A 22,352-nucleotide genomic window follows, 5' to 3' on the forward strand; every position below is an offset into this window, starting at 1 on the left:
CATTAAATGGAATCACTTAGTTCGAGCAGCACATCTCCTTCATTTACAAAATCCCCCTCTTGTTTTTTGACCTCTTTTACGGTTCCGCTTCTGTCTGCAACGATCGGGATTTCCATTTTCATTGATTCCAAAATGGCAACTTCCTGGCCTTTTTCAATGTGATCGCCGGCTTTAACATGGACTTTCCACAGGTTTCCCGCCATTTGTATCATAACCGTCATAGCAACTGCCTCCTTTATAGGTGCTGTTTCAAAAAGTCAGTCGTGATATCCCCTTCCTTAAATGCTTTTGATCTCGCAGCCTGTATGAGAAGCGGTAGATTTGTTTTGATTCCTTCTATCCGATAGTCGCAGAGCGCTGACTCCAGCTTTGCAATGGCTTCCGCTCTGGTTTGGCCTTTGACAATCATTTTGGCGATCATCGGGTCATAAAAAGGGGTCACGGTGCTGTCTTTTTCTACCGCGCATTCGTGTCTCACCCCTTTTTGGTCAGGGAGTGAAAACGCAGTGATCGTACCTGGTGACGGAAAGAAGGTCTTCGGATCTTCCGCGTATATTCTGACCTCTATCGCATGCCCGTTTCGTTCGATCTCTTTTTGGGAGAGTGTAAGAGTCTGGCCCGCGGCAATCCGTAACTGCTGCTCCACTAAGTCCAGGCCTGTTATTTCTTCAGTCACGGGGTGTTCAACTTGCAATCTCGTATTCATTTCGAGAAAATAAAAGTTTTGATTCTGGTCAACTAAAAATTCGATGGTGCCTGCGTTCGTATAACCGATCGCTTTTGCTGCCTTTACGGCTGTTTGCCCAATCTTCATTCTCAGTTCATCGTCTACAAATGGAGACGGCGCTTCCTCAATGACCTTTTGATGCCGTCTTTGAACTGAGCAATCGCGTTCAAACAGGTGTACTGTATGGCCATGCTGATCGGCCAAAAGCTGAACTTCAATGTGGCGGGCATGCTCAATGACTTTCTCCATATACATTGACCCATCGCCGAAAAAAGTTGCGGCGCGCTTTTTGTTTCCCTCGTACGCCTTTACTAATCCTTCCTCGTTTTGAACAAGCTGCATGCCGATGCCTCCCCCGCCCGCTGAAGCTTTCAGCATGACAGGATAGCCGAGTTGGCTTGCAGTGCGGCAGGCTGCCTGAATGTCTCCGAGGGATTCGGAAACACCGGGAACGACAGGGACACCTGCCGCTTCCATTGCTTTACGGGCTTCAATTTTGCTGCCCATCTTTGCGATGATATCGGGTGCAGGGCCGATAAACATGATGTTTTCTTGTTTGCAGCGTTCAGCAAATCGGCTGTTTTCTGATAATAACCCGTATCCCGGGTGGATGGCATCGGCGTTTGCTTTTTTCGCTGTTTCTATGATTCTCTCTCTATTTAAATAACTTTCACTGACTCTTGATTCCCCGATGAAATAAGCCTCTGTGGCAGCCTTTGTATGGGGCGCGTCTTTGTCTGCTTCTGAATAAATCGCGACCGTTTTGATGCCGAGGCGGCTGCACGTTCGGATAATTCTCATTGCGATTTCTCCGCGATTGGCGATCAGTACTTTTGTAAACATGAATTCACCTCATTGACATGATAAGTTGAACATTTCAATCGTTTGTTCACGCAGTTTATATTTTTGAATCTTGCCTGAAGCCGTCATCGGGTACTCGTCTGTAAAAATCACATAACGCGGAATTTTGTGGCGGGCGATTTTCCCTTTGCAATAAGATGTAAGCTCTTCAGATGAAACGCTTTTTTCGGCCTTCAGCTTAATCCAAGCTGCGGCCTCCTCTCCGAATTTAGTATCAGGCACACCAACGACCTGTACATCTAAAATAGCGGGATGCCGGTATAAAAATTCTTCGATCTCCCGCGGATAAATGTTTTCGCCGCCTCTGATGAGCATGTCTTTTAATCTTCCGGTGATGCGGCAGTACCCGTCTTCATCCATGACAGCAAGATCTCCGGTAAACAGCCATCCATCGGGATTGATTGCTTTTCTGGTCGCTTCTTCGTCTTTATAATAGCCTTTCATAACGTGATAGCCGCGGGTGCAAAGCTCTCCCTGCACGCCTCTTTGAACTTCTTGACATGTCCCGGGTTCTACAATTTTCACTTCTGCATGCGGCAGGGCGCGGCCGGTTGTTTCGACTCTCCTTAAGAAGGAATCATTTGCCCTCGTTTGCGTAATGACTGGTGAAGCTTCGGTTTGTCCATAGGCGATCGTAATGTCTTTCATGCCCATCTTTTCAATAACAGCTTTCATCACTTCGCTTGGGCAGGAAGAGCCTGCCATGATGCCTGTTCGAAGCATCGATAAATCATATGCATGAAAATCCGGATGATGCAGCTCGGCGATAAACATGGTCGGCACGCCGTGAAGCCCTGTGCATTTCTCTTTTTCGACTGTCTTAAGGACGGTAACGGGGTCAAATTCTTGTACAGGTATCATGGCTGCCCCGACGGACACACACGCCAAAACCCCAAGCACGCAGCCGAAGCAGTGAAAAAACGGGACCGGAATGCACAGGCGGTCTTGAGAAGTGAATGCCATACATTCAGCGATATTAGAAGCGTTATTGATGACATTAAAATGGGTCAGCATCACTCCTTTAGGAAAGCCTGTCGTTCCTGAAGTGTATTGCATGTTAATCACATCATCTTTTTCAAGGCTGTTCATTCTAGATTCCAGCTCAGCATCCGTCACTGTTTTCGCCAGTATCTCTGTATCGTTCCAATGATACATGCCCGGCAAACGTTTTTCGCCAATATAGATCAGCGTTTTTAAAAAGGGATAGCGGTCTGATGTCAGCTTTCCGGGCTCAGCGGTTTGCAGCTCTGGAATGAGGCTGTTTAAGATGTCTGTGTAAGAAGTGCCCCGGTAGGAATCCATGACAATAAGCGCAGCGGCATCCGATTGTTTTAACAAGTAATCGAGCTCGTGTGCTTGGTAATTGGTATTGACAGTCACGAGCACGGCCCCGATTTTTGCGGTGGCGAACTGAACGGCAAGCCATTCGGGAATATTCGAAGCCCATATGGCTACGTGGTCTCCTTTTTCGATCCCCATCCGCATGAGTCCTTTAGCGGTTTGACGGCACAGACTGTCAAATTGGGCGTACGTATAGCGGATATGTCTGTCTGGATAAACAACCGCTTCTTGGTCGGGATAGGTTGCAGCGGTTTGTTCAAGCAGTCTGCCGATTGTGGAATGGATGAGTTCTGCCATGCACTTTTCCACCTTTCTACGTAATGAGAAAGCGTTTACATTTTTATATTAAAAGCTGTCTGGCGATCACGATACGCTGAATTTCAGATGTGCCTTCACCGATTTCCATTAATTTTGCGTCCCGCAGCATCCGTTCCACCCCATATTCCTTCATGTAGCCTGAACCTCCGTGGATTTGAATGGCTTGATTGCATGCTCTTGTCGCCATTTCAGATGCAAACAGCTTGGCGTACGCCGCTTCTTTTGTGAACGGGCGGTGATGATCTTTCAGCCAAGCGGCTTTTAACACCATTTGTCTGGCGAGGTCAATTTCCATCGCCATGTCAGCAAGCTTAAATTGAATCGCCTGAAAGGAAGAAATCGGCTGTCCGAACTGCTTCCGTTCTTTCGCATATGCCAATGAGGCTTCAAGTGCCGCTTGAGCGATGCCGACTGCAAGAGCAGCAATGGAGATCCGCCCGCCGTCCAGCGTGTATAGAAACTGCTTAAACCCTTTTGTTGGGTCGCCGAGTAAGTTGCCCGCAGGCACTCTGACATCCTCAAGCAAAATTTCCGCTGTATTTGAACCGCGGACGCCCATTTTATCGTACGGGCTCGTAATCGTAAGTCCGGGTGTGTCAGTGGGCACGATCAAAGCGGAAATGATGTTTTTTCCGTCTTTGTTTTTGCCTGTTACTGCGGTTACAATCACTGTGCGTGCGTAGCTTGCATTCGTGATCCAGCATTTCTCGCCGTTGATGACATAATGGTCTCCATTTGTCATGGCTTTCGTTTGAGTGCCTCCTGCATCTGAGCCTGCATTTGGTTCCGTTAAGCCGAATGACCCGAGTGCTTTACCCGAAGCCAGCGGAGTCAAATGCGCCTGTTTTTGTTCTTCTGTTCCGAAGTAATAAAGCGGGCTTGCGCCGAGCGAGACCGCCGCTGCATAGCTCAATCCAGTACTGCCGCAGGCTTTGCCGATCTCTTCAACCGCTACGGCATATGAAATCGTGTCGCCCCCTGATCCGCCGTATTCTTCCGGAAATGGAATGCCCATTAGTCCGATGTCACCCATCTTTTTGAATGTTTGGATCGGGAACTCGCCTGTTTGATCTACATGTTCAGCGTGAGGAGCAATTTCTTTTTTCGCAAAATCCTTTACCATTTCACGTACCATTTGCTGTTCTTTTGTCAGCTCAAAATTCACATGGTTTCCTCCTTCACATCTTTGTAACATCCTATTAGGCGAGTTCTGTAATCATTCCCTGAGATAAGAAGTCTGAAAATTAAAAACCAAGTCGTTTTTATGCGGAAATATCAACGGGTTGATCAAATTTAGGCGGACATCATCCACATCGCAAACGCATTGATTTGCCTGTTGATCGTGTACGGGAAGATGAGAGTGATTTCAAGTGGGAAACGTGCAATTCAATCAACCGCAGCTCCCATAAACCGAGCAATATCAACGGAAAGCATAAAACCTATGCTGTACCGATTTGTTTCCGACTCGGACAAAAAATAGTGCAGCGCCTAAACCAGAATTCACTCCGCAATTGAGTGAGCTCCTCTGTCGGACATTGATATTCGAATCGTATTTGAAAAAGAAAGACTTATATGTAGTCATTCTTAAGAAGGCCATATATCTCTACATCAACAACTCCTTTCCCTGACCAATAGGTAGCCTGTCTGAGCAATCCTTCTTTTGTAAAATTGTTTTTTAAGAGGACGTTTTTTGAAGCTTCATTTTCAGGCATGACTTCAGCTTGAATTCTGTTTACATTGACGTTTTCAAATAAAAAAGCTGCAAGCATGCGGACGGACTCTGTAGCAAAGCCCTTCCTCCAGTATTCTTCAGCTAAGTAGTATCCAATTGTTACCATATTTGCTTTCTGGTTAAAATCCATCGCTTCTATAATCCCAACCAGTGCATTCTCTTGGCTCTTCGGAAACATTCCCCACTTGATCCTGCTTTTTTTCTTGTAATCCCGATCAAAATGGCCAATCATTTTATGTACTGTTTTTAAGTTATGTTTTGGGATAATCCCGCAGTATTCAAATACTTTGACATTATCATAGATCGAAAATACATCCTGTAGGTGCTCCTCATCAATTTTACTTAAAACTAGACCTTCAGATTCCAATACTGGGAAATGTCCGAAAACCGCTTCCATATTCATGTGAGTCTCTCCTTTGCTTTTTCTTTTCTTTAACCAATTCAGCGGCTTATGATAATGATCCTGTTTCAACATCGCTTTTTTAAAAAAAGGACGACTTTGAGAGCCGTCCTTCTCACTCCTTATTTTGTCTTTCGTTTGGAAGCCTTGCTTTCATTATGGAGCCGGTCTGCTGCCGTGACATAATACGTATACCTCTTGTTTGGGTCTGCCGTTTTATCTAAGAAGGTTTGCTGCTCATTTGTTTTTCGTGTGGTTGCCAGCAATGTTTTGTTCTTTTTCCCGTCAGCTCTGTATATCGCATAATAGGCTGTTTCTTTCAATTTTTGATTTGATGGGTGGTCTTGAATGTGCAGAAGATTGCCGTGATTGTCTCCGGTCACTTTCGTAAGCTTCGGTTTTTTTGGTGCGGTACTGTCAAGCCAAGGCGTTTGCGGAATGAGTGCCGGTTTGCTGTAAAGCTCGTTGATGAGTCTGTCTTTGATGCCAAGAGGATTTTTGTTGAGGTCTTTGAGGCTGAAGTGCATGCTTCCTTTTACAAGCTCAAGCTGCCGGTTTAAGGTGATTTGTCTTCCGTACTCCTCCGGGTCGGACCATGGCGGGTCAAAGTTGTTATTGATTTTATAGGCTGCTTGCCCAATGTATAAATGAACAGGCCTGTTTTTGACTTCATTGCTCCACCAATCAGCCAGCACATCGTAAGCGGCTGCGTGAAAGCCGATGCTCCAATAGATTTGCGGGGCAATATAATCAATATTCCCTTCTTGTATCCAATGTCTTGTGTCGGCGTATAGATCGTCATAGTTCCTGACGCCAGCTTTGGTATTTGATCCGGTCGGGTCATCTGCCGCGTTTCTCCATACACCAAAGGGACTGATGCCGAATTTGACGTAGGGCTTTCCGGCCTTAATCGTTTGGTTGATTTGTTTGACTAGCTGGTTCACATTATCACGCCGCCAGTCATCAATATTGGAAAATACGTCTTTTCCGTATTGTTCATATTGAACTTGATCAGGAAACTCCTGCCCCGCTATTTTATAAGGATAAAAATAATCATCCATATGAACGGCATCGATATCATAATGCTTTACGACTTCCTCAATGCCTTTGACGACAAAATCTCTCGCTTCAGGAATGCCCGGATGGTAATAAAGCTGGTTTCCGTAAGCGGCAACCCATTCTGGATGCTTTCGTGCCGGATGATCCTCAGATAATTGATTGAGGTCTGTATGATTCATCGTAATACGATAAGGATTAAACCATGCGTGAAATTCCAAATTTCGTTTATGGGTTTCTTCAATTAAAAACGCAAGCGGATCATAGCCCGGGTCTTTTCCTTGGACACCGGTTAAGTATTCAGACCACGGTCCGTAAGCGGATGGATAAAAGGCATCTGCCGCCGGTTTAATTTGAACAATAACGGCATTCATTCCCATTGTCTGTACATCGTCAAGCAGTTTCATATACTCTTGTTTTTGCTCTTCCGCTGATAACCCTTTTTTTGATGGCCAATCAAGGTTTAAGACGGAAGCGATCCATACGGCTCTCAGTTCCCTGTCAGGCTGTGCGTTAGCCATAAACGGAACGGAGATGACAAACGTTCCGATGATTAAACTGACAAGAAAGCGGACAATCGGCTTTTGGCGAACCTTCATTCTGATTCTTCTCCCCCATTACATCACTTTCACTTTTTGCTATTACGGTATTCCCGGGCTGTAAAAGGGTGCTTGTTCGGTTAGAAGAAATCAGGATTTATGTCTATATCACCAAAAAAAACGAAAAAAGCCCAAAGCATATTTGCGTTGCTTAGGACTTTTTATCATTTAACATCGTTTGCAGGCTCTTTAACACATCAATGAGTTTTACGCCGACACCGACAGCTGTTTCAAGAATCGCTTGTGCTCCTGCGATGGCTAAAATAAAGATGACTGGGATCGCAATACGAGGGAAAAAGAGATAGCCCAGTCCAATCAAGATCGCACACCAAACGCCGGCACACCAGTAGCAATTGAGCATGTATCCAAAATTAGAAGCCGGCACGTTTTTTTCATCTATATGACCATTTTGATCAACGATCCTTTTCTTTTTCATAAAAGGTTTTCGGATAAATTCCGTGATTTTATCGAATACAATTAAATGTGTCAGCCTGTAACTGGCTAGTATCAGCATAATAAAAGTAAGCAAAGAAAGACGATCCATGACAAGCCTCCAAGAAAAAGGATGATGTTATCATTCCCTAGTGTTCTTTATCCATTCTTGATGTAAAAAGAAAGACGGACAGAGAATGCCTCTGTCCGCTAAATCGCTTTATCGTTTGTGCAGCAGTGCTTTATTTGAAGTGATCTTGTCTAAAATGTCGAGGATAATGTCAGCGTTCTTTTCAGCATATGTGCCTTCCAGCATGTCTTTGTGAGCGCCAAAACCAGTGTATTCGCTGTAGTTTCCGCAGGCGGCGCGTTTCCATTTCGTTAAGCCTGTATGCCCGGTTTCGGTTTGAATTCCAGCTTCAATGAAATGAATGTTTGTTTTTACATGCCCTTCATTCAGTAGCTGGGCCCAATATGCTTGATAGTTTCTTTTTTTCTTCATCACCTTTTCTCTGACCGCTTCAGGCAAGTATGATGCAGATTCGTCATTTCCAGCATCGATAGGGACGGGCTGTTCTTTTAGATAAGCGTCCACGATCATGAAGTCACTGACTTCCAATCCTCTGCGCTCCATAGCCTGTACCACTTCAAAAGCCAGATTTCCGCCCGCGGAGTAGCCTAATAAAACGTAAGGGCCTTCAGGCTGTATGTCTGTGATGCTATTGACATATTGTTCAATGCGGGTGTCATCTTCAATAAAGTGAAAGCCGTATACGGACGCCTTGTCATTCAGCAATAATGCAAGATCTTTAAAATAAATGCCAAATCCAGATATCGGCGGAAAGCAGAAAAGGTTTTGCGCGCCTTGCTGATTTAATTTGATTACATGTTGTTCATCTGCCGCTGTCAGCTGTTTGGAATAAAGTTTTTCGGCAAGCTGAGCGATTGTCGGATATTCGAACAAGAGATCAATCGGTATGTCTATTTGCTGCTGATGCTTCAATTTGTGTATGACTTGCAGTGCTTTTAGTGAATGTCCGCCAAGAGCAAAGAAGTCATCATCAATACTGATGGTCTGGACATCGAGAACATGTTTCCAAATGTTCGCCAATTCTTCCTCAACCAAGTTTCTGGGCAGTGTGATGTTCTGGCGTTTGTCAGGTTCAGTTTTTGGAATAGTAAGGGCGCTGCGGTCTATTTTTCCGTTTCCGGTGAGCGGCATCTGGTCCACACGCACCCAGTGCTGCGGGATCATATAGTCAGGGAGAACTCGGGCCAAATCGGAACGGATCACCTTTTCTGTTCGTTTCCCATCGCTGACGTAATGAGTGTACAGCTCTGCCTCTCCATCTTTTTCTCTCAATGTCACTGCAGCTTCCTGCACGCCTTCTATTTCTAACAGCCGCGCTTCGATTTCGGCGGGCTCGATTCGTTTTCCGCGAATTTTCACCTGCCTGTCGATCCTGCCGATGTATTCTACATTTCCATCGGGCAGCCAGCGCGCCAAATCACCGGTTCGATAGATTGTTTCTCCAGACAAGAAAGGGTGAGGAGAAAAAACAGCATTTGTCAGGTCTTCTCTGTTCAAATAGCCTTTTGCAACCCCATCACCTCCGAGACAAAGCTCGCCGGGAACACCTATTGGCATAAGGCGTCCTTGTGTATCTAAGATGAATGCGGTGCTATTGCTAATTGGTTTTCCGATCGGAATCGGCCCTGCATAGTCTCTTTTTATCTTAAAAAATGTTGAAAATGTCGTGTTTTCCGTAGGTCCGTAAATATTATGAAGTGCCAGATCTGGACAGGCGTGTCTGACAGCATTGATAAGGGCGGGCGAGAGTGCTTCTCCGCCGACATATAACGTATGGAGCCCGCGAAACATGTCTGCTTGAGCTTGAGCCAGTTGATTAAAAAGAGCCGTTGTTAAAAAGAGCACTGTGGTGCCATTTTTAAGCAAATACGCCCCAAACCGATCAGGTGACAGCATTGTTGATTTATCGATGATATGAAGGCTTGCGCCATTTAAAAGCGCCCCGAACATTTCAAAGGTGACGGCGTCAAAGCTGATAGATCCAGTCAGAATAAACCGGTCATCAACGGACGCAGACGTGTAATTGCTGTTTTTGACAAGGGACACGACATTGCGATTGGTGATCATGACGCCTTTTGGCCGGCCTGTGGAGCCTGAGGTGTACATGATGTATGCAAGATCCTCCGGGCTGGAGCTGATGTTGATTGGGATATCATTCTCTTCCGTCAATGCCTGCGCATCTGAAATGATACTTGTCCCTGAGAACGCAGCGTTTTGCTCCAGTCCCTTTTGAATAATCAGCATTTTTGCCTGCGTTTCCTCAAGCATAAAGCAGACACGTTCAGACGGAAGCTCGACATCAAGCGGGAGGTATGCTCCCCCTGCTTTTAAAACGGCAAGCACACTGATGATGAATTCAGGAGAATGAGCAGCTAATATGCCGGCTGTCTCGTTCTTCCGAAACCCTTTTTGATCTAACGCTCTGGCGAGTGAATTAGAGCGTTGATCAAGTTCTTTATACGAAAAAGTCAAATTCCCACACACAAGTGCGATATGGTCTGGCGTCTTTTCTGCTTGTTCACGAAATAAATCGATAATTGTATGATTCTTTGGATATTCTGTTTTTGTATTGTTGAACTGTGTGACAATCAACTCTTTTTCTGTTGCATCAAGAAAAGAAAAATCAGCAATGGGAATGTCAGGGTGATGCGCCGCTGTGTCTAGCGCTTGTGTAAATTGTCTTTTGATACAGCTGATCCAGGCAGCATCGTAAATGAACGCATTATAGCTGAATTTGATGATCAGTTCTTCGCCGGGAGCAACGACAAGATTAAAGTGATATCCTGATTGCTCGGATACCTTCACTTGATCGATTTGCAGCGGTGAATCGGTTTGATCGGCGATTTTCTGCTGTATCGGGTAGTTTTCAAAAACGATAATGTGGTCAATCAGTTCCTGTTTTAAAGCGGTGTTTGCCTGAATATCAAATAAAGGCTGGCAGGTAAACGGCTCAGCTTCCAGCATTTCTTTCTGGCATCGTCTGACCAGCTCCTGAAACGTTTCGCCTTGAAATGTTTTAATGCGAACCGGAATGGTATTGATAAACAATCCTATCATTTGTTCCACACCCGGAATTTCTGACGGTCTGCCTGAGACAACCGCGCCAAATACAACGTCGTCAGTGCGGTTATATTGCTGCAGCATCAAACCCCATACTGCCTGAATAAAGGTGGCAAGCGTGACCCCATGTTGTTTGGCAGTCTCTTTGAGCTTGTCTGTCAGTGGTTTATTTAATGAAAATATCAAATCTTCACGTTGATAACCCTCTTTTGTTTCTTCATCAGACACACGAGGCAGCGGTGATGGGGTGCTGTAGTTCTTTAAATAGGAATCCCAGTACTCCGCCGCTGTTTCTTTGTCACGGTTTGTCAGCCAGGAAATATAGGTGCTGTACGGACGGACAGCGTCTAAAGAAAGCGGTCTTCCTGTATGAATCGATTGATAAATCCGCATAAATTCCTGAAGAACGATGCCAAGGCACCAGCCATCCATTAAAATGTGATGGTGGCTCCAGATGCAAACATGCTCCTCTTCAGCTGTTTTGAATAGATAGATCCGCATCAGCATGTCTTTTTGCAAATCAAAGCCTTTTTGCTTGTCCTTCTCCTTAAAGCATTCAATATACTCATTCTGGCCGTTTATTGGCAGGTGGGAAATGTCTTCGCTGTACAAATGGAATTCGCGTTCTGTCATCACGACTTGCCGAGGTCCTGACAAATGCGGGACATGCGGCAAAAACACGGTTCTGAAAATGTCATGGCGGTCGATGATGGTTTGAATGCTGCGCTGATACCATTCATAACTGAGGCTTCCTTTAATGGTGAAGAGCGACTGCTCAACGTATGCCCCCTCCTCTTTACGGAGGAAGGAATGAAACAGCATTCCCTCCTGCATATGACTCAGAGGATAAATGTTCTTGATTTTTTTGATGTTATCCATAGTGTCTGCACCTTTCTTCACGGATTCATTAGTGAAAACTGAGCATATCAGCAATCTCTTGAAGCGCGTCCTCGGTCAGTTCTTGATCATCAAAATCACTGATGGTCTTTTCTGTTTCGCTTTTGTTCTGGCAGTGTTCGATCAGCTGTAATAAAAATTGAAAACATGTTTCGCTAAGCTGTTCGATGGTTTTGCGCTGAAAGCGGGTATTGTCATAAGTCATGTTGACAGTCAGTTTTCCTTCTGCAGCGATTGCACTGATATCCAGCGACTGTTCACGATTCCAAGTTGTGCTGATATCATCTCCTGCACCCAGCGAAGAGAATGAGAAGGCCTCCTCCTCGGGTGCTTCAGTTGGGCTGACGTTTTCAAATTGCCCCAAATAATTGAAGCTGATTTCTGGCGCGCCTGTGAAATTGATGTCTTTTTTGTCAGGCGGCGTCAAATATTTGATGACACCGTAGCCGAATCCTTTGTCCGGTATGCGTCTCAGTGTATCTTTTGTTGTTTTTAGCACATGAACTATGCCTTCTTCCGAATCTGGCAAGTCTGCGTTCAGTTTAACCAATAACGGATAAATGGCGGTAAACCATCCAACCGTACGGCTCACATCAACTCCGTCTAATACATCCTCTCGTCCGTGGCTTTCTAATGACAGTTTGAAGGCGGATTGTTTGGTCCAATGGCGTAGCGCGAGAATGACAGAAGCGAGAAGCAAATCCTGAGTATCTGTGTTGTATGCGCTGTTGGCATCTTTTAAAAGCGCAGCTGTCTCTTTATCGTTTAATGTAAACGAAATGGTGGATCGTTTTCTCTCGTTTGCTATGGGTCCGTCGATTTGATCAAAAGGCAGTGCTTCTGTTTGATATTCTTCGGTTTCGCGCCAATACTTGAGCTGTTTTATAAGATGCTGGCTTTCTGCATAGCCAGAAAGCTTTTTCGCGTACGCTTTAAACGAGCTTGTTTTAGGCGGCAGTTTGATATCCTCCCCGCCAGCAGCTTGGCGATACCCTAAAGACAAATCTTCAAGCAGAACCCGCCATGAAATGCCGTCAACGACGAAGTGATGAGCCGATAAAAATAAGAAATCCCCGTCAGCTGTGCGGAAAAGACCGGCTTGCAGCAGCGGACCATTCTTCAGATCCATTTTCCGCTGAATATCACGTACATGGTGTTTGATAATAGGCTCATACGCTCTATTTCCGTCTGTGCAGTCTGTATGTTGCAAATCAACAATGTGAAGGCCATACAGCGCGTCGTCCGAATGACTGAGCGGCCGATTATATTGACCCCACTTTCCTTGCTCATTCTGTGTAAACACCATCCGCAGCGCATCATGATGACAGGTTATTGCTCTTAATGTTTTACGCAGTGCGTCCTCTTGTATAGGGGTTCCTCGATGCAGCATAATAGACTGATTAAAATGGTGTTTTTCTTTTATATCTTGAGAAAGAAACCATTTCTGAACAGGCGACCATTGTACGTCTCCGACAACCGGGGCTTGGATGGAACTTGTATTTGAATCCCGGATATAAGCTGCCAATTCTTGAATAGTTGGATGGTTAAACAAATCTTTTACTGCCATTTGCTTGCCTATCCGATGAAGCCGTGCTGATACCTGTAAGGCTTTGATCGAATCTCCACCAAGCTCAAAGAATGAATCAGCTGTTCCGATTTTTTCTGTCCCTAGTACTTCTTTCCATATATCCGAAAGTATTTGTTCCATCTTACTGGCTGGTGCGCGGAATGAACGTACAGCTCCGCCCTTGGATTCAGGTGTTGGAAGTGCTTTGCGATCCAACTTGCCGTTTGGCGACAATGGAAGTGAACCCAGTTTTTCAATAAACGCAGGGATCATAAACATCGGCAGCTTGTTTTGTAATTCTAAGCGTATCGTATTTGTGCTCAACGCTGATTCTGTCATAACATAAGCCCTTAACTCGGTTTGTCCCGATGCTGCTACATGAGCGAGTACTGCGGTATCTTTTACACCATTTATACAACGAATGACCGATTCAATTTCTTTCGTTTCTACACGATAGCCCCTTATTTTGACTTGTTCATCAATTCTTCCCTGATATTGAAGTGTTCCGTCGGCCATCCATCTGGCGGCGTCTCCTGTTCGGTACATTCGCGTTTCGGGTTGGTATGGGTTCTGGACGAATGACCTCTCTGTCAGTTCCGGAAGGTTGACATACCCTCTTGCAAGACCTGTTCCCGCAATACAAAGCTCACCGGTAACACCGATTGGCTGAAGCTGTTGATTGCCATTTAAAATCAGCACTTGGGTCCCGTCAATCGGCTGGCCGATGCTTATGTGTTTCTGCTTTTCCATATGTCTCATGACGGTGGTAGCCACACTGTTTTCTGTCGGTCCATATTCGTTGGCAAGTTCTGTATGCGGACATACGGCCAAGCTGCTGTCTGTCAATTGCCGATCAGCTGCTTCTCCCGCCAGAGTGACGATTCTAAGCGTCTTTACATCTTCCGGCTGCAATACGTCCAAAAGCGCTCGATATAAAACAGGCACAATAATCATATGTGTTATCCGGTGATGGGACAGCTGGTGTTTAATAGCCAGAATGTCCTTCGACTCCTCATCATTAAGCAAAACTGCTTTTGCACCTGATAAAAGCGGAGTAAACATACTTGTTAAAAAGCCGTCAAATGAAAAAGAAAAGAGCTGCAGAATGGTGTCTGTCTCGTTGAAAGCATAAGCGTTTCGCCGCCACTGAAGAGTGTTGGAAATGCCTTTATGCTCGATCATCACCCCTTTTGGACGGCCCGTCGTTCCTGATGTATAAATGATATAAGCCAAATGATGAGCAGACGATACTTGCGGCAGCGGTGATTTGTCGTATGCCTCCGCATTCTCTATGGTCAAGATCTCTCCTGCGAAATCAGCAAGCGCACCAAAATTGGCTTCATTTATTGTCATAAGCAGTTTCGTTCCGCTGTCGCTGAGGATATAGTGCTTCCGTTCCGCCGGGTATTCCGGATCAATAGGAACATAGCAGCCGCCTGCTTTCCAAACACCAAGTATGGCCGCTACCATGCAGAACGAACGAGGCATCATGATGCCTACTGGTGTGTCCGGTTTAACACCTCGGCTGCGTAATGTATGTGCGATGCCATTAGACCACTCATCCAACTCTTGATAAGTCAGTGTTTTGTCTCCGCTGACAAGTGCAGGGGCTTTTAGTGTTCGTGCAGCTTGCTGTTCAAACAATTGACTAATTGTTTGTTCTTCGTATTGATTTGCTTTCCTGATGTTACACTCATTGAGCAGTTGGTTGCGCTCTTCTTGAGTCAAGATGTCGATACGGTTGAGTGTCACCTCCGAGTTCTTTCCGATGATGCGAAGTACATTTGTCAAATGCGATGCCCAGCGTTCAATGGTGGTTTTCTCAAACAGTGCGGTAGAGTATTCAAAAAGAAAATGAATGTTCCCGTCACCCTCAGATGCTTGTAGTGTCAGGTCGAATTTAGAAACGAGATGAGAAACTTCTGCCGGCTTCATTTGTAAATCATGCAGATGTAATGGCTCGTAATCATTATTTTGGACAACTAACATGGTATCAAATAGCGGGTTTCTGCTCATATTCCGCGTCACTCCAAGCTTATCGACAAGCTCTTCGAACGGATAATCCTGATGCTCATAGGCCTCCAATGCAGTGGCGCGCACTTCCTGCAAATACTGCACAAACGGCTTCCTGCCCTCCGGGCGTGCCCGAAGCGCAAGCGTGTTCACAAACATGCCGAGTATCGGCTCAAGATCCTTGTGCGGCCGGCCGGCAATTGGCGAGCCGACGATGATTTCTTCCTGTCCGCTCAAGCGTGACAATAACGCTGTGTAAGCTGCCAGAAGCACCATGTACAGTGTGCTTCCATTCTCCCGTGCCAGCTTCTGAAGGCCTGATGCGGCCTTTTGATCAAGCGTAAACGAGACCTTGTCCCCCGCGAAGCTCCGCACCGGCGGGCGGGTATGATCAGCCGGCAGATCCAGCACCGGCAGCTCGCCCTCGAGCTGCTTCAGCCAGTACGCCTCCTGCGTCTGGTATGCATTCCCTTTTTTAAACCCTTCTTGCCATACGGCGTAGTCTTTGTATTGAATGGGAAGCGCCCGAAGGGTCCGGTTGTTGTACAGCGCCCCGAATTCCTGAATCAAAATGTTGACGGAAACACCGTCTGATATGATGTGGTGCATATCAACCAGCAACAGGTGCCGTTCATCTGATGCCTTTACAATTTGGGCGCGGAACAGCGGCGCTTGGCTGAGATCAAACGGTTTAATAAACGCGGCTGCGGCTTCCTGTTCAGTTTGTTCGCCGAGGACTGCTGTCTGTAATGCAAAAGGCACTTCGTCATGGATGCGCTGAACCGGATCGCCGCCTTCGTCCTGTTCGAAGGATGTCCGAAGCGACTCGTGGCGCTTGATCAGCTCTTTGAAAGCCCTGTCCAGCCTTTCGGGGTCAAGCTTTCCTTCCAGCTCTAACACAGCCGGCATATTATAGCCTGTTCCTCCGTCCTCCAGCTGCTGAAGGACATAAATCCGCTTTTGGGCAGATGAAACCGGATAGGTCTCACGCTGTTCCGCCGGTTTCATCGCTTCATATGGACTGTCCGTTCCTTCACGGATAACGGAAGCCAGCCCTTCTACCGTCGGATGGGCAAACACCTCTTTCAGCGGCACCTGTACATCGAATGCTTTGGCAATCCGGGACACAAGCGCCGTTGCTTTTAAAGAATGTCCTCCGCGGTCAAAAAAGTTGTCGTGAATCCCGACAGGGCCATTTTTCAGCACGTCCTCCCACAGCTGGGCAAGCTTCATCTCGGTCACATTTCTCGGCGCTGAGTAGGCCTTTTCATCTACCGCTCCGCCAGGAGCTGGCAGGGCGTTTCGATCCAGCTTTCCGCTCGGCGTAATCGGCCACTGTTCCATCTCTATCATATGGGCTGGGATCATGTAGCTCGGCAGCAGTCTCTCAAGCTGCGCCCTCACTTCGTTTCTCCGAAGCCCTTCTATATACGCGCATAATTCCGGGTCGCCGCTGTCTGTCCGTACGGTCACGGCTGCTTCCCTTATGCCTTCTATGCTTCTAAGCGCCGCTTCAATTTCTCCGGGCTCAATCCGGTAGCCGCGGATTTTCACTTGATCATCCAACCGGCCGAGGAATTCCATATTTCCGTCAGAGAGCCAGCGTGCCATATCCCCTGTTTTATACATGCGTTCGCCCGGGTAAAACGGGTCCTGGAGAAAGCGCTCTTCCGTTAAGGCCGGCCGATTCAAATAGCCCCTGGCAACACCCGCACCGGCGATATACAGTTCGCCGATACATCCGGCTGGCAGCATCCGCTGCTTCTGATTAAGAACATATAATCTGACATGATGAACAGGTTTTCCTATTGGAACCTGCTCAAGCTTTTCATGCTGCGGACAATCAAAGAACGCAGCTTCTACGGTTGCCTCCGTTGGTCCGTAAGAATTGGTTAATGTAACATTTTGAAGCAACTCGCGAAATCGGGAGACGAGATGGGTCCCCAGCTGCTCTCCCCCGGAAAACACCCGCTTGAGTCCGTTTGTCTTAAGCGGTACAGGGCGATATTTTATATTTTCTAAAAATGCATGAAGCATTGAAGGCACAAAATGCATAGCTGTGATCTTTTGTTCTTCTATGGCCTTTGCGATCATTTCGGGTTCTTTTTCGCCTCCCTGAGGAAGCAAATAAACAGAGGCACCGGCATAAGGCGACCAAAACAGTTCCCATATTGAAGCGTCAAATGAATAAGATGTTTTATGCATAATCACATCTGATTGGTTCAGTTGATAACGGGACTGAAGGGAATTCAAAAAATTCACCGCTGATCGATGTTCAACTTCAACACCCTTTGGTTTACCGGTAGAACCGGATGTATAGATGACGTAGGCTAAAGATTGCGGATGAACGTCCGCATTCGGATTGGCCAAATGATGTTCCAGCCTGTTATTTGTCTGATTGAGATAAACAATCTCTCCTGCAAATGCCGGAACAGGCAGGTCGGCAGGCTGAAGCAGGAGAATGTTTGTACCGCTGTCCTCCAGCAGAAAGCTGATTCGTTCTTCCGGATAATCCGGGTCAATGGGCAGATAAGCACAGCCAGCTTTAAGAATGCCATAAATGCCAATCAGCATTTCAGGCGAACGCCGTCCTATTATGGCAACGATTGTTTCCGACTTCACGCCTCGTCCGATGAGCTCCCAGGCGATGCGGTTAGCCTGTTCGTTCAATTCTTTATAGGTCATTCCTCCATCTTCAAAAATAACGGCCGGTTGATCAGGCGTTTTTGCAGCTTGCTTTTCGAGTGCATAATGGAGAGTTCGATTCACCGAATAGCCTGTATCCTGAAACGGATGGCATGATTCAATGAAGGCTTTCTCTTCTTCTTTTGTTAGGATCGCTATATCGTCCAATTCTGTTTTAGGGCTGACAGTTATATGTTCCACAAGCGTGGTGAAAAGATTGGCCCACCTTTGGATCGTTTCTTTCTTAAACAAAGCTGTGCTGTATTCAAACTGACAGAAAAGCACGGAATCGTGTTCTGTCACATACAGGGAAATATCAAATTTCGATATTGGATGCTGCAAATCGTCCCAATGAAGCTTTACCTCTTTCATTTTCAGCTTTTGCTGTTCCATATTCTGAAGGACAAGCGTTGTGTCAAACAATGGATTCCGGCTCATTTCCCGCTGTACGCCGATTTTATCCACGAGCTCTTCAAACGGATAATCCTGATGCTCATATGCTTCCAGTGCCGTCTGCCTGACTTCTTTCAGACACTCTTCAAATGTCTTATTGCCGGCCGGGCGTGTCCGGAGAGCCAATGTATTGACGAACATTCCGAGAACTGCTTCAAGATCGGCATGGGGCCGGCCGGCAATAGGCGAACCGATCACGATATCATCTTGACCGCTTACCCGAGACAAAAAGGCTGAATATAAAGCGAGTAGCGTCATATAAAGCGTGCTTCTGTTTTGACGGGCGATCCGCTTTATCCTGGCTGTAATCTTTTTATCCATCTGAAAAGTTACTTTTCCGCCTGTGAATTGCTGTTCTGCCGGGCGGTGTTTATCGGTCGGAAGCTCTAGGACAGGAAGGTTCCCGCTGAGCTGCTGCTGCCAGTAATTTTCCTGCTTTTGGTACGAGTCACCCTGTTTAAATTGCTGTTGCCAAACGGCATAATCTTTATACTGGATTCGCAAAGGCTTAAGTTGCCGGTTTGCATAAAGATCGGTGAATTCTCGGATTAAGAGCTGGACGGATACGCCATCTGAAATGATATGATGCATGTCCACCAGCAATACATGCTTCTCGTTTGCCACTTTTACAAGGCCCGCTCTAAATAACGGCGCCTGACTGAGATCAAAAGGACGGACAAAACCCTCGATAGCAGCCTCTTGGCTTAATGTAAACGGCACTTCGTCATGGATCCGCTGAACCGGCTCGCCATCGGCGCCAGATACAAAGGAAGTTCGAAGCGGCTCATGCCGACGGATCAGCTGTTTACATACAGCAGATAATTTAGCGACATCCAGTGCCCCTTCCAGATTTAAGACCGCAGGCATGTTGTAGGCGACACCCTCATCAAGCTGCTGAAGCACATAGATCCTTTTTTGAGCCGAAGATACAGGATATGTCTCCCTTGCTTCCGCTGGTTCAATTGCCGCATACGGATTTTCCTCTGCATCTCGAATGATTGAAGCCAATCCTTCTACTGTCGGATGGGCAAAGATGTCCTTGAGCGGAACTTGTACATGAAATTCTTTTGTGATCCGTGACATAAGTACCGTTGCTTTTAAAGAGTGGCCGCCAAGGTCAAAAAAGTTGTCATGGATGCCTATATGACCGTTATTCAGCACATCTGCAAATAGCTGCGAAAGCTTTGCTTCTACCAGATTACGAGGGGCAGTATACGGTGTCCCGATGATTGAAGCATCTGGCTCTGGAAGTGCTGATTGATCTACTTTTCCGTTTGGGGTAAGAGGTATGCTGTCAACCCATACCCATTTCGCCGGAATCATGTATGCTGGAAGCTCACTTGCCATATAGCGGCGTAAATCTGCTGCATTCAGCCCTTGTACACTGCAATAGTAAGCGCACAATTCATGATCACCGTTTGATTCTTGCCTGACGAGAATGGCAGCTTCTTTAATGTCTGGGTGATTCATTAATGTGACTTCGATTTCTTGGGGCTCAATTCGATACCCTCTGATTTTCACTTGATTGTCTGCCCGCTCGATATATTCGATGTTGCCGTCTTCAAGCCGTCTGGCCAAATCACCAGTACGGTACATGACCGCTCCGGCCCTGAATGGGTCGGGTGAAAATTTGTCGCGTGTCAGTTTATCGTGATTAACATACCCTCTGGAAACACTCGCGCCGGAAATATAGAGTTCACCTGGTACGCCGCAGGGCTGAAGCTGTTTTTGATGATTCAAAATATATAGATCAGTATAGTCTATCGGTTTACCGATAGGAGGAAACTCAGGAATAGGGTCTCCCGGATGAATGGTATACGTTGATACCACATGAGTTTCTGCAGGTCCGTAATGATTGTGCAGGTGAATGCTGCGTTTACGTAATACTTCTTGGAAAAGGCTTGAAATGATTAATTGTTCTCCAGCAGCAATCAGGTGTGTGACGACATCAGGAAACATGTCCGCAAATTGCCGCTCGCTGAAAATCATTTTGATAAAAGCCGTTGGGAGAAACACAATATTCGCCTGCTGCTTGTTTATAAATGCAAACAGCTGAGGCACATCTCTTTTTATGGCTTCTGGCACGATGTGCAGCGTGCCGCCTTTCAAAAGCGCAGAAAAAATTTCTTGATAACAGACGTCAAAGGCAGAAGTGGCAAATTGCAGAACATCTGCTTCAAAGTCAATGCCAGAGCGAGTATATTCGGACTTCAGCAAGTTCGCCATGTTTCGATGTTCAAATTGAACGCCCTTTGGTTTACCTGTTGTACCTGATGTATAAATGATATACAGCAGATCATCCGCATTGTTGACTGACTTCATGTTACTGCCGTCTTCCTTGCTTTCAATCTCTTCTACAAGAGTGATAAGGTAATTGCTTTCTAGAGATGCGGAAAGATGTGCTTGTGAAACAACATGCGAACAGCCGCAGTCATTTAGAATATAATGGATTCTGTCAGCTGGATAATGCGGGTCAATCGGAACAATGGCGCCGCCTGCCTTCAAGATACCAAGAACACCGGTGATAAACGCCGCAGAGCGCTCCATCATGATCGCGACAGGCTCCTGTCTCGCAACACCCTTCATTCTCAATTGCCGCGCCAATCTGTTTGCCGAGTTGTTCAATTCTCGGTACGTTAACGAGCAGGCTTGATCAATTACAGCATAAGCGTCCGGTGTTTTTTCCGCTTGTGCTTCAAACATAGCATGGATGGTTTCGTAAACTGGTGCATGATCTGCGATTTTTCCAATCATCTGCTGCTTTTCATCATCTGTTGTAATCTCTATTTCTGAGGGTCGAAGATTCGGATTATTTAAGATTTGTGATACGGCATTCAGAAGATGCCCCTTGACAGAAAGCACAAAAGACCGATCATGCTGCTCCGCATCATAGCTCATTTTGATATGGATTTCTTCCCCTGGCGCCACCATAAGGTAAAAGCTGTAGTTGGTTTCATCTGCCACAGTGAAGTTATCAATCTGAAAAAGATCAGAAGCATGCTCCTCTTGGTTCAGCATATGAATCTCTTGCTGTACCGGATAGTTTTCAAATACGAGAATATGATCGATTAATCCTTGCTTAATCGCCGAACGGGCTTGAATTTCATATAAAGGGTGGTAGCTGTATGTTTCAGCGGCAAGACGGTCTTTTTGCATGTCTTTTATGAGCTTAAGAAATGGCGTTTTTGTTCCCTGCACCCGAACTGGTATCGTGTTAATGAAAAGACCGACCATATGTTCAATGCCTTCGATTTCTGCAGGCCTTCCTGACATGACAGAACCAAATACGGCATCATCATTATGATTGTATTTTTGAAGCAGAATGCCCCAAATGGTATGAAAAATTGTACTGAGTGTTACTTCTTCTCTTGCCGCAAGCTCTGAAAGCCTGCTGCTTTCTTTCTTAGAAAATGAAAACGTAACGTGCTCCTGCCTGCTTCTCGCCTTTGTTTTTTTCTGCTTCGGGAGTATCGTTTGCTGTTCATGGCCAGATAAGTAATGTTCCCAATAAGAAACTGCCTGCTCTTTGTCTTGTTCCATCAGCCATTTGATATACGTTCCGTATGGCTGGACCGGCTCCAGTGCTATTGGAGATCCATATACATAAGATGCGTAAATATGGAGAAATTCCTTTAGCACAATACTGAGACACCAGCCGTCCATCATAATGTGGTGAAAGGTCCAAATACAAGTGTACTGGCCCTCTCCTGTTTGAATCAGAGTGATACGCATGAGCATATCTTTTTGCAAGTGAAACCCTTGAGCACGGTCCTCTTCTTTCCATTGCTTAATAAATTGTGATTGCCTCACATCGTTTAAATGTGTAATGTCTTTTTCCTGTACGATGACATTCCGTTCTCTCAGGACAACCTGTTGGGGAGAGGAAACATTTTGGCTGATAAAAATCGTTCTGAACATATCGTGTCTTGCTACAAGGGCGTTAATGCTGTTTTGAAAAAACTTCGGGGTGACTTTCCCTTCTATTGTAAAAGAAGCTTGCTCGACATATGCTTGTGAATCTTTTTGCAAGAGGGAATGGAAAAGCATCCCTTCCTGCATGTAAGACAGCGGATAAATATCCTGAATTGAATTCGTTTTTGTCATGTTCATGTCTCCCTGT

Annotated in this window: 9 protein-coding genes; all 9 read right to left on the reverse strand. The window is 46.0% G+C overall.

Annotated features, from left to right (window positions below):
* Positions 1-2: 2 nt before the first annotated feature.
* Positions 3-221, reverse strand: coding sequence for an acetyl-CoA carboxylase biotin carboxyl carrier protein subunit (locus tag SC79_RS04820; protein ID WP_039074092.1), 219 nt, complete (start codon positions 219-221; stop codon positions 3-5).
* Between the two features lie 14 nt (positions 222-235).
* Entirely contained in the window at positions 236-1,570 is a 1,335-nt protein-coding gene (locus SC79_RS04825; RefSeq protein ID WP_039074093.1) for an acetyl-CoA carboxylase biotin carboxylase subunit, read from the reverse strand.
* A gap of 9 nt (positions 1,571-1,579) precedes the next feature.
* Entirely contained in the window at positions 1,580-3,226 is a 1,647-nt protein-coding gene (locus SC79_RS04830) for an AMP-binding protein (protein ID WP_039074094.1), read from the reverse strand.
* A gap of 43 nt (positions 3,227-3,269) precedes the next feature.
* Positions 3,270-4,412 carry an acyl-CoA dehydrogenase family protein gene (locus SC79_RS04835; RefSeq protein ID WP_039074095.1) on the reverse strand — a complete coding sequence of 381 codons (1,143 nt, stop codon included), beginning with the start codon at positions 4,410-4,412 and terminating at the stop codon, positions 3,270-3,272.
* Positions 4,413-4,815: 403 nt separating this feature from the next.
* Positions 4,816-5,382, reverse strand: a complete 567-nt coding sequence (locus tag SC79_RS04840; RefSeq protein WP_039074096.1) for a GNAT family N-acetyltransferase — start codon at positions 5,380-5,382, stop codon at positions 4,816-4,818.
* A gap of 119 nt (positions 5,383-5,501) precedes the next feature.
* Complete coding sequence (locus SC79_RS04845; RefSeq protein WP_039074097.1) at positions 5,502-7,034, reverse strand: glycoside hydrolase family 10 protein; 1,533 nt, start codon at positions 7,032-7,034, stop codon at positions 5,502-5,504.
* 151 nt (positions 7,035-7,185) lie between these two features.
* Positions 7,186-7,578, reverse strand: a complete 393-nt coding sequence (locus SC79_RS04850) for a DUF1360 domain-containing protein (RefSeq protein ID WP_039074098.1) — start codon at positions 7,576-7,578, stop codon at positions 7,186-7,188.
* Between the two features lie 108 nt (positions 7,579-7,686).
* On the reverse strand, positions 7,687-11,517 hold the full coding sequence (locus SC79_RS04855; protein ID WP_082022546.1) for a non-ribosomal peptide synthetase: 3,831 nt from the start codon (positions 11,515-11,517) through the stop codon (positions 7,687-7,689).
* A gap of 7 nt (positions 11,518-11,524) precedes the next feature.
* Positions 11,525-22,336, reverse strand: a complete 10,812-nt coding sequence (locus SC79_RS04860) for a non-ribosomal peptide synthetase (protein ID WP_039074100.1) — start codon at positions 22,334-22,336, stop codon at positions 11,525-11,527.
* Between the last annotated feature and the right edge of the window lie 16 nt (positions 22,337-22,352).

Source organism: Bacillus sp. MSP13 (assembly GCF_000815295.1).
In the GTDB taxonomy this organism is placed as follows: domain Bacteria; phylum Bacillota; class Bacilli; order Bacillales; family Bacillaceae; genus Bacillus; species Bacillus vallismortis.

Coding starts and splice junctions, on each gene's coding strand:
- SC79_RS04825 (WP_039074093.1), bottom strand. CDS start 1,570: ATGTTTACAAAAGTACTGATCGCCAATCGCGGAGAAATCGCAATGAGA.
- SC79_RS04850 (WP_039074098.1), bottom strand. CDS start 7,578: ATGGATCGTCTTTCTTTGCTTACTTTTATTATGCTGATACTAGCCAGT.
- SC79_RS04860 (WP_039074100.1), bottom strand. CDS start 22,336: ATGACAAAAACGAATTCAATTCAGGATATTTATCCGCTGTCTTACATG.
- SC79_RS04840 (WP_039074096.1), bottom strand. CDS start 5,382: ATGAATATGGAAGCGGTTTTCGGACATTTCCCAGTATTGGAATCTGAA.
- SC79_RS04845 (WP_039074097.1), bottom strand. CDS start 7,034: ATGAAGGTTCGCCAAAAGCCGATTGTCCGCTTTCTTGTCAGTTTAATC.
- SC79_RS04830 (WP_039074094.1), bottom strand. CDS start 3,226: ATGGCAGAACTCATCCATTCCACAATCGGCAGACTGCTTGAACAAACC.
- SC79_RS04820 (WP_039074092.1), bottom strand. CDS start 221: ATGACGGTTATGATACAAATGGCGGGAAACCTGTGGAAAGTCCATGTT.